The following is a 12,679-nucleotide window of genomic DNA, read 5'->3' as shown; positions in this document are numbered from 1 at the left end:
CCTTCAGATTTCGCCGGAGACTTCGCGACGGCGGCGGTCCAGTTCTTCGCTGTAGCGGCGCAGCGTATAGCTTTCGCTGAGCTGGCCGATCACCTTGCGCTCGATCAAATTGTTGACGACGGCGAGTGCTTCGCTTTCGCTCTTATCGAAGATCGCCGCCGCCTGCCTTGCATTCATCTGTGGCTGCAGGAAATCGTTGCGGTAGTGGATGAAATCGGCAAGCGTCTTGCCCTCGTCCTGGGTGTCGGTCGGGTTGGCGTAGATCTCCGGCACCAGCACGAGGCCGGCATATTTGTCGCTCTCCTCGACAAGGATGACACGCTGGGTCGAGCCGATTGGGAAGGCCTGCTTGAATTCCTCCAGCGAGATGCCAGCCCTTGCCGTCTTGACGTCCGCGCGCATCAGCTTGTCCACCGTCAGGTTGCGGATCCAGCCGACGTCATGGGCGCTGCGGATGCTTTCGCCGCGCAGGTGGAAGCGCCATGTGGCGAAGGAGTAGCCGAAGGTCGAGCGCACGACGAGCGAGGAGGTGATGACGGCGGCGAGCACCAGCGCGGTGATCGGGAAGTCGCCGGTGATTTCGAGCGCCAGGAAGGTCATCGTCAGCGGCCCGCCGATGACGGCGACGGCAAGCGAACTCATGCCGACCACGGCATAAATGACGGGCGTCAGCGTCGCATCGGCAAAATAGGGGCCGCAATAAGCAAAGAGCTTGCCGAGCAGGGCGCCCATGAACAGCGAGGCGAAGAACAGGCCGCCCCTGAAGCCCGAGCCGATCGAGATCGCCGAAGCCAAGGATTTCAACAGGAAGAGGCCGATCAGCGCCGGGATGGCGACGTCGCGGGAGAGGTTCAGATGCAACGCGCCATGGCCGGCCGAAAGCACCTGCGGCGAGATCATCGCCAGCAGCCCGACGATGATGCCGCCGAGGGCCGGGCGGAAGGGCGGGGCGATCGCGCTCTTGCGCGCCAGTTCTTCGACAAAGGCGACACCCTGCATGATCAGGATGCCGACGCCGGCTGAGACCGCGCCGAGCAGCAGCGCCGGGATATAATCGGCCGGCACGACCGCGCCGAAGCCGCCGATATCGATGGTGAAATCGCCGTGGGTGAGCAGCCTTGCGATCAGGGTGGAAACAAGGGCCGAAACCACCACAGGGGTCAGCGAGACGATCGTATAAGTGCCGATGATCAGTTCGAAGGCATAGAAGGCGCCGGTCAGCGGCGCGTTGAAGGCGGCGGCGATGGCGCCGGCTGCGCCGCAGCCGACGAGGACGCGGAGATCCGAGCGGCGAAGCTGCAGCTTCAGGCCGAGTTTCGAGGCGAGCCCTGCGGCAAGCTGGGTATAGCCGGCCTCCAGGCCGACGGAGGCGCCGAACCCGTTGGAGATCAGGTTCTGCACGGCGACGATAATGCTGTCAGTCAAGGACAGGCGGCCGCCATGCAGCGCATTGGCCTCGATCGGGTCGACCATCGGCTTCTTGCGGCGTTTGGCCAAAATGAAGAGCAACAGGCCGAGCAGGATGCCGCCGATGATCGGGGCGGTGAGCAGCAGCAGCTTGTCGTCGATCACCGACGAGCTCAACCTTTCGCTGTCGGCGATACCGAAGACCAACTGATGCAGTTCATTGGACACGAAGCTCATGCCGGTCACGGCAAGACCGGAGGCAATGCCGACGACAGCGCCCGCCAGAGACAGACCGACTTCGCTGCGGCGGGTCAGCGCCCGCAGCCGCCCCGGATCGAAGAAAACACGCAGCGCTCGGAACCGGCGCCGATCCAATTTCATAAGCATGGCAAGACAACTAGGCAGGAAGAGGCCCGGTCAAGGGCGATGGCGCAGTCCGCTTGCAGCGCAATTGCGGCGAAAAGCCGGCGGGCGCGTCAAATATTTATGACGTAAGCCTCTGATAAATGACGATATTCCTGGTCGAGTAAGTCGTGTTTGGATGAGCGTGCCTGCCTTGCCGCCCACGGCCGACCGCCAAGGCCGGTTGACTTCACTCCTGAGCTTGCCTAACCATCCCTCAACGGATGGTCGCCAGACCATCCCACGCGGATGGTCATCTGGCCATCCTCGGATATAACGGATGGTTCCGGATCGGCGTTACGCCTTCCGGATGAAAAGGGAATGTGACGGGGCGGACCCACACCGGGCGCCTTCATCACAGCCGACCCCGCGACTGTAGAGCGGTCAGGGTCTTCCATCCGGCATCGAGCCCTTCCTGCCCGCTTGCAATCATGCAGGCGGGCGTGACGGGCGACATGCCGGAAAAGCCACTGGACATGCATGGTGATCAACCGGGGTCGGACGCCTCTATTTCTACGAATCGTCCACCTCTTCACCAATGCAGCCGGGAAGGCGAGGCAGATCCGCTGGCACGATCAGGGGCGACCGGTTTCCGGTCCGCCCCGATCGCGGCCGACAACCGCGAGCCAGGAGACCTGCCATTCGTGCCGGGCGAAAAGCCCAATCCTGGGCAAGAGACCCGCTGCCAGCACGGAGGTTGTTTTGGCTGAACGATTGAATTCGGCGTTGCCTCGTGGGGTACTGGAGCGCATTTCCCTCTCCTCCCTCATTCCTGTGCCCGTCACAGGAATCCAGTGCGACCAAGTCCTTGGGCGCGAGAGACTTACTTCCCGAATGAGAGTCATTCACGGCGCGGACGCGCCGTGCCTGGATTCCTGTGACAGGCACAGGAATGAGGGAGCGTGGTGGGGTGTCGCATTCTCCCAGCAGGCCGTCTGCGCATGACGACCGCTCTCTCCAATGCCATTTTCATCCTCGGCGGCGCACGCTCCGGCAAATCCCGGTTTGCCGAAAACCTCGTCGTTGCAACCGGCCTCGATCGTCACTACGTCGCGACCGGCCGGGCGTGGGACGAGGAGATGCAGTCGCGGATTGCCCAGCACAGAGCCGATCGCGGCCCGTCATGGACGACGCATGAGGAACCGCTCCATCTCGTCGGCAGGCTCGCCGCCATCGACGGCGAGGGCCGGGTCGTGCTGATCGACTGCCTGACGCTCTGGGTCACCAATCTGATGATGGAGGAGCGCGATATGGCGGCGGATTTTTTGGCGCTCGCCGATTATTTGCCGCGGGCAAAGGCGCGGCTCGTTTTCGTGTCAAACGAGATCGGCCTCGGCATCGTGCCGGACAATCGCATGGCGCGGGATTTTCGCGATCATGCCGGCCGTCTCCACCAGCTGATCGCGGCAAAGGCCGCCGAAGTCTATTTCATCGCGGCAGGCCTGCCGCTGAAAATGAAGGGTTAAATCCATGAATCAACAGAAGATTCCCGCAACCGTCATCACCGGTTTCCTCGGCGCCGGCAAGACGACGATGATCCGCAACCTGCTTACCAATGCCGGCGGTAAAAAGATCGCGCTGATCATCAATGAATTCGGCGATCTCGGTGTCGACGGCGAGGTGCTGAAGGGCTGCGGTGCGGAGAACTGCAGCGAGGACGACATCATCGAACTGACTAATGGCTGCATCTGCTGCACCGTCGCCGACGATTTCATTCCGACGATGACGAAGCTCTTGGAACGTGAGCAGCGGCCCGACCATATCGTCATTGAAACCTCGGGCCTCGCTCTGCCGCAGCCGCTGGTCGCCGCCTTCAACTGGCCTGACATTCGCACCCAGGTGACCGTCGACGGCGTCATCACGGTGGTCGACAGTGCGGCTGTTGCCGCCGGCCGGTTCGCCGACGACCACGATGCCGTCGAGGCGGCGCGCAGCGAGGATGAATCGCTCGATCACGAGAGCCCGATCGAGGAACTGTTCGAGGATCAGCTCACCTGCGCCGATCTCATCGTGCTCAACAAGACCGACCTGATCGACGTGGCCGGCCTCGGCCGGGTGCGCGACGAGGTCGCCGCCCGCACCTCGCGCAAGCCGGTGATGATCGAGGCGAAAAACGGCGAGGTGCCGGCCGGCATCCTGCTTGGCCTCGGCATCGGCACGGAGGACGATATCGCCAACCGCAAGTCCCATCACGAACTGGAGCATGAGGACGGCACGCCGCACGATCATGACGAATTCGACAGCTTCGTCGTCGATCTCGGCCCGGTCGCCGATCCGGCCGGCTTCATCGAGGCGCTGAAGAGCATCATATTGGCCCATGACGTGCTGCGCCTCAAGGGCTTCGTCGATGTTTCGGGCAAGCCGATGCGCCTGCAGCTCCAGGCAGTCGGCAGCCGCATCGACCACTATTTCGATCGCGCCTGGGCGCCTGGGGAAAACCGCGGCACGCGCCTCGTCGTCATTGGTCTGCATGAGATGGATCAGGGTGCGGTGAGAGCGGCGATCGAGGCGCTGGCGTAGGCCCATGCATCTGCTTCTGGCCCAGCAGGGAATGATCAGCGACGGCGAAGAGGCGATCGATCTCGGTCAGACGCCGGGCGATATCCTGTTTCTGTCGGCCGCCGACAGCGAGCTTGCGGCGATCGCGGCCGCCCATCGCGCCTGCGGTGGGCCGCATTCGCTGCGGCTTGCCAGCCTGATGAGCCTCAAGCACCCGATGTCGGTCGATACCTATGTCGAGCGCACGGCGCGGCACGCCAGGCTCATCATCGTCCGTGCGCTCGGCGGCGCCAGCTATTTCCGCTATGCGCTGGAGGCGCTGCATGCTGCAGCGTCCCGCGCCGGCGCGCAGATTGCGGTGCTGCCGGGTGATGCCAGGTCGGATGCGGGGCTGGTACCCTTCTCGAACATCGAGGTCGACGATCTCGATGCGCTCTGGGCCTATCTCATCGAGGGCGGCGAGGCCAATGGGCGCGCCTTTCTCGATTATGCCGCGGCGATGCTGTCGGGCGCGGAGAAGCCCGCGCCGGCGGTACCGTTGATGAAGGCGGGGATCTGGTGGGCGGGGCGAGGGCTGATCGGGGTCGAGGAGTGGCGGCGGGTGACAGAGAAGGTGGCGGTGGAGCCAATCGTCGCCATCAGCTTCTACCGAGCGCTCGTGCAGAGCGGCGAGACCAAGCCGATCGAAGCGCTGATCGAAGCCTTGCAGGCGCACGGTCTCCGGCCGCTGCCGGTCTTTGCCTATAGCCTCAAGGACCCCGTTTCGACCGGCATTATCGAGAGCGTGTTCTCAGTACTGAAACCCGATGTCGTGATCAACACGACCGGCTTTGCCGTCTCCGCGCCTGGTGCCGACCGGCAGCCGACGGTGCTGGAGGCGAATGGGGCGGTGGTGCTGCAGGCGATCTTGTCTGCGTCCTCCAAGGAAGCGTGGGCGGCCTCCTCGCAAGGCCTGTCGGCGCGCGATCTCGGCATGAACGTGGCGCTGCCCGAAGTCGACGGCCGGGTGCTGGCGCGGGCGGTCTCCTTCAAGACGGCGGCGCGTTACGATGCAGCCGTCGAGACCAACATTGTCGCCAGCGAACCGGATGCCGGCCGGGTGCGCTATACGGCGGAACTGGCCGCCAATTGGGCGCGGCTGCGCGCTACTCCGGCTCGCGACCGGCGCATCGCGCTCGTGATGGCGAACTATCCGAATCGCGACGGCCGGCTCGGCAACGGGGTTGGCCTGGATACGCCGGCCGGCAGCATCGAGGTGCTTCGGGCGATGGCGGCAGCGGGTTATCCGCTCGCCGATATTCCGGCCGATGGCGACGCGCTGATCCGGCATCTGATGCAAGGGCCGACCAATTCAGGTCATGACGGCAGGGTCATTCGCGAGACCCTTTCCCTGAGTCTCTACAACGGCTTCCTGGATACTCTTCCTAATAAGATTCAGGATGAGGTGAGGGCCCGCTGGGGCGATCCCGAGAACGATCCGTATTTTCTCGACGGCGTCTTCGCCCTGCCTTTCGCCCGCTTCGGTAGCGTCCTCGTCGGCATTCAGCCGGCGCGCGGTTATAATATCGATCCGAAGGAGAGCTATCATTCGCCGGATCTCGTGCCGCCGCACGGTTATCTTGCCTTCTATGCTTTCCTGCGGCGCGCGTTCGGCGCCGATGCCGTCATCCACATGGGCAAACACGGCAATCTCGAATGGCTGCCGGGCAAGGCGCTGGCGCTATCGGAGGAGTGTTATCCCGAGGCGATCCTCGGGCCGCTGCCGCATCTCTATCCCTTCATCGTCAACGACCCGGGCGAGGGCACGCAGGCCAAGCGCCGGACTGCCGCCGTCATCATCGATCATCTGACGCCGCCTTTGACGCGGGCCGAGAGCTATGGGCCACTCAAGGATCTGGAAGCGCTGGTCGACGAATATTACGAGGCCTCCGGCAGTGATCCCCGCCGCATTCGCCTGCTCAGCCGGCAGATCCTCGATCTGGTGACCGATATCGGCCTCGACCGGGATGCCGGTATAAAGAGCGGCGAAAGCGAAGGCGAAGCGCTGAAGAAGCTCGACGCCTATCTCTGCGACCTCAAGGAAATGCAGATTCGGGATGGGCTGCATGTGTTCGGCGTGTCGCCGGAGGGGCGGTTGCTGACAGATCTCACCGTGGCGCTGGCGCGGGTGCCGCGCGGGCTGGGCGAGGGCGGTGATGCGAGCTTGCAGCGGGTGATCGCGGCGGATGCGGGGATGGGCAATGTGCCTGGGGCACCCCCCTCTGTCCTGCCGGACATCTCCCCGACAAGGGGGGAGATTGAATCGGAGCGCCGGCCTCCCCAAACAATCGATATAGAGCGATTGTCTTACTCCTTGCCGATCTCCCCCCTTGTGGGGAAGATGTCCGGCAGGACAGAGAGGGGTAACTCCACGTTCGACCCTCTCGACTGCGACATGGCCACCCCCTGGACCAGAACACGTCCCGCCATCCTCGCCGACGTTCTCGATGCACCCTGGCGCACCAATGGCGACGCCGTCGAGCGCGTCGAACTGCTGGCAGCGAAGTTCGTTTCCGGCGAAATGGAGTGCCCAGCAGAGTGGAAGGCTACGCAGGCTGTACTCTCCGAGATCGAAACCCGCCTCAAGCCCTCCATCCTCGCCTGCGGCCCCGCCGAAATTCACGGTCTACTCAACGGGCTCGACGGTCGCTTCGTCGCACCTGGCCCATCCGGCGCGCCAACACGCGGGCGGCCCGACGTGCTGCCCACGGGCCGAAATTTCTATTCGGTCGACAGCCGCGCAGTGCCGACACCGGCCGCTTACGAACTCGGCAAGAAATCCGCCGAGCTGCTGGTGCGCCGCTATGTGCAGGATCACGGCGAATGGCCTGTTTCCCTGGGGCTGACGGCATGGGGAACGTCGAATATGCGCACCGGCGGCGACGATATCGCCCAGGCGCTGGCGCTGATTGGCGTCAAGCCGCTCTGGGACATGAGTTCTCGCCGCGTTACCGGCTATGAAATCATACCGCAAGCCATGCTCGGGCGGCCGCGTGTCGACGTGACACTCCGCATCTCCGGCTTCTTCCGCGACGCTTTTCCCGAGCAGATCGCTCTGTTCGACAAGGCGGTCCGCGCCGTCGGCGCGCTTGAAGAGGACGAGGCCGACAATCCGATCGCAACGCGCATGCGCGGCGAGGCGGCAAGGCTTGCGGCTGCCGGCCTCGACGCCGCCGCGGCGAAACGTCGGGCGGGCTACCGGATTTTCGGCTCGAAGCCCGGCGCCTACGGCGCCGGATTGCAGGCGCTGATCGACGAAAAGGGTTGGGAGCGACGCGCCGATCTCGCCGAGGCCTATCTCGTCTGGGGCAGTTATGCCTATGGCGCCGGTGAGGAGGGCAAGGCCGAACGCGGCCTGTTCGAGGAGCGGCTGCGCTCGGTGCAGGCCGTCGTTCAGAACCAGGACAATCGCGAGCACGACCTGCTCGACAGCGATGACTACTACCAGTTCGAGGGCGGCATGGCGGCGGCGGCCGAGGCGCTCAGCGGCGCGCGCCCCTCGATCTACCACAATGATCATTCGAGGCCGGAGCGGCCGGTGATCCGTTCGCTGGAGGAAGAGATCGGTCGCGTCGTGCGCGGACGCGTCGTCAATCCCAAATGGATATCCGGCGTCATGCGCCACGGCTACAAGGGTGCGGCCGAAATTGCCGCCACCGTCGACTATCTCTTCGCCTTCGCGGCGACGACGGGCGCGGTCGGTGCGCATCATTTCGAGGCGGTCTACCAGGCTTTCGTCACCGATCCGGCTGTGCGTAGCTTCATGACGGAAAAGAACCCGGCGGCATTCGACGAGATGACAGCGCGGCTGCGCGAGGCGATCGACCGCAGCCTCTGGACGCCGCGCAGCAATTCGGCCCGGTTCGACCTGGCCAAACCACAGAATGAGGTGAACCGATGAGTGACGAAATCCCGGACAACGAAACGGGCAAGGATGATGCGCGCCACGCCGAGAAGATGGCGAAGAAGAAGGCCGCGCGCGACAAGATCATGGCGACCAAGACCGACGGCAAGGGGCTGATCATCGTCCATACCGGCAAGGGCAAGGGCAAATCATCCGCCGCCTTCGGCATGATCTTTCGCCACATCGCCCATGGTAAACCCTCGGCCGTCGTGCAGTTCATCAAGGGCGCGATGTGGACCGGCGAGCGCGATCTGATCGAGAAGCATTTCTCCGATCTCTGCCAGTTCCACACCATGGGTGAGGGGTTCACCTGGGAAACGCAGGACCGCGCCCGCGACGTTGCCGCCGCCTCGGCTGCCTGGGAAAAGGCCAAGGAACTGATCCGCGACGAGCGCAATTCCATGGTGCTGCTCGACGAGATCAACATCGCGCTACGCTACGACTATCTCGATATCAACGAGGTGGTGGAATTCCTGAAGACCGAGAAGCCCGCCATGACCCATGTGGTGCTGACGGGGCGCAACGCCAAAGAAGAACTGATCGAGATCGCGGATCTGGTGACCGAGATGGAGCTTGTCAAACATCCCTTCCGCTCCGGCATCAAGGGGCAGCCGGGGGTAGAATTCTAGGCATCAGTTGAGGGAAAGGCCGCGCAGGATCGCGGCTGTTTCCTCATCCGCCGGGAAGAAGGATTCCACGGCCAGTTCCGACAGAGTGATGTCGACGGGCGTGCCGAAGACTGTGGTCGTCGAGATCAGGGATAGCGGGCCGGCCTTGGTCGAAAGCTTCAGCGGAACGGCGATGCCGGCGTGGTCGCTATGCGCGTCGTTCGCCGCTTCGGGCACCGGATAGGACAGCAGTTCTTTCAGCAGCCTTTCCAATACCGGATCGCCCGAGGCCGATATTTGCTGGCGCAGCCGGTCGATAAGGTGGGCGCGCCATTCCGGGAGGTTTGCAATGCGGGGCGCCAGTCCTTGCGGGTGCAGGCTGAGGCGCAGCACATTGACCGGGGGTTCCAGCAGGGACGGATCGGCAATGCCTGAGATGAGCGGCGCCAGCGCCGCGTTGGAGGCAACGAGGGTCCAGTGGCGGTCGATCGCGAGCGCCGGGAAAGGCTGATGAGCCTTCAACACCATGTCGATGGCGCGGCGCGCTGGTTCCAAGGCGGGATCGTCGAGCGCACGCTCGGTAAAGACGGGAGCGAAACCCGCCGCCAGCAGCAGCGGGTTCCGGTCGCGGAGCGGCACGCCGAGGCGTTCGGCAAGATGCAGCAGCATGTCGCGGCTCGGCGTCGAGCGCCCGCTCTCGATGAAGCTCAGATGCCGCTGCGAGATATCGGCCTCCAGCGCCAGGTCGAGCTGGCTCATCCGGCGGCGCTGGCGCCATTCGCGCAAATGATCGCCAAGAGAGCGGGCGGTCGGCGCCATCAGGCGGCTTCCGGCAATTGGTCGATGAAGCCGCGGACGGATTTCAGCTTGCCACCCTCAAGCTCGGCAAAATCCGTGCCCTTGATCAGTGCTTCGCCATTGGCAGGCCCGAGGCCCCAGGAGAAACGCAGATTGTCGCCATAGCCGTCAGCCGTGCCGATCAGTTCGAAACGAAAACCGGGAAAGCGGTTCTGCACGGCCTCCACCAGCGAATTGATCTGCTCGTGGCCTTCGCCGCACATCAGCGGATCGACGTAGGTTGCGGCTTCCACCCAGCTCTCGGCGATGAGAGCGCGGCGGTGAGCCGCATCCGTCTCGTTCCAGACGGCGAGGTAGCGCTCGGCATTGCTGTTTGCGTCGTTCATCGGGTCATCTCCTTTTGATCGCCCGTTCACTCCAGGCAGCGCGATCATGCGGGAAGGCGATGCGGCCTATCAATTACGTCAGAGGTAATGGAGGCGGTCAAATATTTAGGCTAAACGCCGAGCCAGACGCGCAGCGGATTTGCCGGATCGGCGAGCAGTTTGACTGCAAGGGCGACGCAGACGATGACGAGCAGCGGCTTGATGAGCTTTGCGCCGATACGCATGGCGAGCCGCGAACCGAGCTGCGCGCCGAGGAATTGGCAGACGCCCATCAACAGGCCGATCTTCCACAGTATTGCGCCGAAACTTGCGAAGACGATCAGCGCGCCGAAATTCGAGCCGAGATTGAGAAGCTTGGTGTGCGCCGTCGCCTTCAACACGCCGAAGCCGGCGAGGGTGACGAAGGCGAGCATGAAGAAGGAACCGGTGCCGGGGCCGAAGACACCGTCATAGAAGCCGATAGCCGGGACCAGTGTCAGACCGAAGGCGAAGGGCGTGATGCGGCGATGGGTATCGACGTCGTTGAGGTTCGGTTTGACGGCAAAGAAGATCGCGATCGACAGCAGCAACACCGGCATGATCGCCTGCAGGACTTGTCCGGGCACGATCGTGGCAAGAGCGGCGCCGAGCGCCCCGCCCATGACCGCCATCAGCGCCATCGGCAATTGTTCGCGAAGCTGCACGTGGCCCTTGCGGGCATAAGCGAGCGTTGCCGAGGCTGCGCCGAAGATCGACTGCACCTTGTTGGTGCCGAGCGTCTGCAGCGGCGGAATGCCGGCAATCAGCATGGCGGGAACGCTGATGAGACCGCCGCCGCCCGCGATCGAATCGACGAAACCGGCAAAGAAGGCAGCCGCGCAGAGCAGCAGAAGCAGATGAGGAGCAATGTCAGGCAAGATGGTATTCCGGAGAGCTTTCGGGTGGCTTTGTTGCATTTCCCATTCTAAGCTGCAATGGCTGCCAGAGCATGATGCCGACAAGCAGGAGCGGTTTCCCGACGGCATCATCTTCTGGGACACAGCAGAGCGCATTCGACGGCTTCCATGAGTGATATTTCCTTCGATACGGCACGACGCCACGTGCTCGGCCTTGGTTGCGAGCGCGGGACGCCCTCTGCGGAGGTTCTAGCGCTGGCGATAACGGCCCTCGATGCGGCCGGTATCGGCGGGGCGGAGCTTGCTGCCATCGCTTCCATCGACAGCCGGAGGCAGGAGGCGGCAATCCTTGCCGCTGCCGAGCATTTTTCCGTGCCGGCGTTGTTCTTCGATGCGCCGCGGCTGGAAGCGGCAACGCCGCGGCTCAAAAATCCCTCGGAGATCGTCTTTGCCCGCGTCGGCTGTCACGGCGTGGCGGAATCGGCGGCACTTGTGGCCATCGGAGCGGATGCGGAGCTCTTGCTCGGCAAAATCAAATCCGCGCATGCGACGGCGGCGGTCGCCCGCATCGGGTTGCAGAAAGCCTGACGGGCGTTATGGTGGCGGCAATTCGCGGCGCCGTCCGGCAGCTCGCGGTTTGCACATAAAGGATATTCCATGCACAAGGTCATTTATGACACGGATCCGGGCGTCGACGACGCCATGGCGCTTCTTTTCCTGCACCGCCATCCCGAAATCGATCTGATCGGTATCACCACCGTTTTCGGCAATGCCTCGGTCGAGACGACAACGCGCAATGCGCTTTTCCTGAAGCGCGAATGGAGTATCGCAGCGCCGGTTGCCAAGGGCGCCAGCGTCACCATCGATCCATCGCGCGCCGAGCGGGAATGGCCGGCGATGGTGCATGGCGACAACGGCCTCGGCGATATCGAGGTGCCGGAAAAGATTGATGTGGCACTCGATCCGCGTCCGGCGCATCGCTTCATCATCGACACCGTCCGCGCCAACCCAGGGGAAGTGCGCCTCGTCGCCGTCGGCCGGATGACCAATCTGGCACGGGCGCTGAAGGAAGACCCGGAGATTGCGGGGCTGGTCAAGGACGTCGTCATCATGGGCGGCAATTTCTATGTGCCGGGCAATGTCTCGCCGGTCGCCGAGGCCAATATCCACGGTGATCCCGAAGCGGCCGACATCGTCATGACCGCGCCCTGGAAGGTCGCCGTCATCGCCCTCGACGTCACCTCGATCACCACGATGAGCCGGAGCTATCTCGGCGAGATGGCTGCCAAGGGCGACGAGGCTGTAAAGCTGCTCGACGCACTGTCGCAGTCCTATATCGATTTCTACAAGCATGCGGTCGAAGACGGCATGATGGTGCATGACAGCTGCGCTGCGGTCTATGTCGTGGCGCCGGAATTGTTCTCGTCGATATCGGGTGCGGTGCGCGTCGTGTGCGGCGGCATTGCCGACGGCCAGACAATCATCAAGCCGGACGGTCGCCGTTTCCCGCCGGGCGACTGGGATGGTCTACCGAGCCAGATCATCTGCACCGGTATCGAATCGGAGAAAGTCATCGACCTTATCCGCAAGGCGCTGCTTCGCGTTTGACCGACTGGGAGGCCGGCTGCATCGCGGCCGGCTTTTGCGATCATATGATAATATATTCATATTGTTATTCGGATTTTCGGAGAATTCGAATCCGCTTTCTCGTAAAGTGAGTCATGGTCATCTCAGCAACTTCAAGTGAGGCGGGGCAGGCGG

Annotated in this window: 10 protein-coding genes and 1 riboswitch; of the genes, 6 read left to right on the top strand and 4 right to left on the bottom strand. The window is 63.4% G+C overall.

All coding sequences use genetic code 11. From position 1 onward, the window contains the following. Window positions 1-3: 3 nt before the first annotated feature. A complete protein-coding gene (locus tag K6N12_RS23015) occupies window positions 4-1,794 on the bottom strand; it encodes a chloride channel protein (RefSeq protein WP_097625812.1) in 1,791 nt (596 codons plus the stop codon). 279 nt (window positions 1,795-2,073) lie between these two features. Next, window positions 2,074-2,466, top strand: a riboswitch (cobalamin riboswitch). Between the two features lie 284 nt (window positions 2,467-2,750). Between K6N12_RS23015 and cobU the strand changes: the two genes are divergently transcribed. Genes cobU through cobO form a run of 4 tightly spaced genes read left to right on the top strand, consistent with a single transcriptional unit; the run spans window position 2,751 to window position 8,880 of the window. Continuing rightward, window positions 2,751-3,275, top strand: a complete 525-nt coding sequence (gene cobU, locus K6N12_RS23010; RefSeq protein ID WP_097625810.1) for a bifunctional adenosylcobinamide kinase/adenosylcobinamide-phosphate guanylyltransferase — start codon at window positions 2,751-2,753, stop codon at window positions 3,273-3,275. Between the two features lie 4 nt (window positions 3,276-3,279). Continuing rightward, window positions 3,280-4,329 carry a cobalamin biosynthesis protein CobW gene (gene cobW, locus K6N12_RS23005; protein WP_097625809.1) on the top strand — a complete coding sequence of 350 codons (1,050 nt, stop codon included), beginning with the start codon at window positions 3,280-3,282 and terminating at the stop codon, window positions 4,327-4,329. A 4-nt stretch (window positions 4,330-4,333) separates the two neighbouring features. After that, window positions 4,334-8,248 (top strand): cobaltochelatase subunit CobN, encoded by a 3,915-nt coding sequence (gene cobN / locus K6N12_RS23000; RefSeq protein WP_097625808.1) that lies wholly within the window; start codon window positions 4,334-4,336, stop codon window positions 8,246-8,248. Beyond that, entirely contained in the window at window positions 8,245-8,880 is a 636-nt protein-coding gene (gene cobO, locus K6N12_RS22995; RefSeq protein WP_097625807.1) for a cob(I)yrinic acid a,c-diamide adenosyltransferase, read from the top strand. The genes cobN and cobO overlap by 4 nt, the downstream gene beginning before the upstream one ends. Before the next feature lie 3 nt (window positions 8,881-8,883). Here the strand turns inward: cobO and K6N12_RS22990 are convergent, their stop codons facing one another. The 3 genes from K6N12_RS22990 to K6N12_RS22980 form a co-directional block, all read right to left on the bottom strand. Next, on the bottom strand, window positions 8,884-9,678 hold the full coding sequence (locus tag K6N12_RS22990) for a helix-turn-helix domain-containing protein (RefSeq protein WP_097625806.1): 795 nt from the start codon (window positions 9,676-9,678) through the stop codon (window positions 8,884-8,886). Then, on the bottom strand, window positions 9,678-10,043 hold the full coding sequence (locus K6N12_RS22985) for a nuclear transport factor 2 family protein (RefSeq protein WP_097625805.1): 366 nt from the start codon (window positions 10,041-10,043) through the stop codon (window positions 9,678-9,680). Before K6N12_RS22985 ends, K6N12_RS22990 begins: the two co-directional genes overlap by 1 nt. A 110-nt stretch (window positions 10,044-10,153) precedes the next feature. Continuing rightward, window positions 10,154-10,939, bottom strand: a complete 786-nt coding sequence (locus K6N12_RS22980; RefSeq protein ID WP_097625804.1) for a TSUP family transporter — start codon at window positions 10,937-10,939, stop codon at window positions 10,154-10,156. 147 nt (window positions 10,940-11,086) lie between these two features. Here K6N12_RS22980 and K6N12_RS22975 point away from each other — a divergent pair, with 147 nt between their 5' ends. Both K6N12_RS22975 and K6N12_RS22970 read left to right on the top strand, forming a co-directional pair. Then, window positions 11,087-11,506 carry a cobalamin biosynthesis protein gene (locus K6N12_RS22975; RefSeq protein ID WP_097625803.1) on the top strand — a complete coding sequence of 140 codons (420 nt, stop codon included), beginning with the start codon at window positions 11,087-11,089 and terminating at the stop codon, window positions 11,504-11,506. Between the two features lie 69 nt (window positions 11,507-11,575). Next, a complete protein-coding gene (locus tag K6N12_RS22970) occupies window positions 11,576-12,526 on the top strand; it encodes a nucleoside hydrolase (RefSeq protein ID WP_097625802.1) in 951 nt (316 codons plus the stop codon). The last annotated feature ends 153 nt before the right edge of the window (window positions 12,527-12,679 follow it).

Source organism: Rhizobium redzepovicii (assembly GCF_019793435.1).
Classification (GTDB): Bacteria; Pseudomonadota; Alphaproteobacteria; order Rhizobiales; family Rhizobiaceae; genus Rhizobium; species Rhizobium redzepovicii.
The sequence above is the reverse complement of the archived record's forward strand: the minus strand, read 5'-3'. Positions and strand labels throughout refer to the sequence as shown.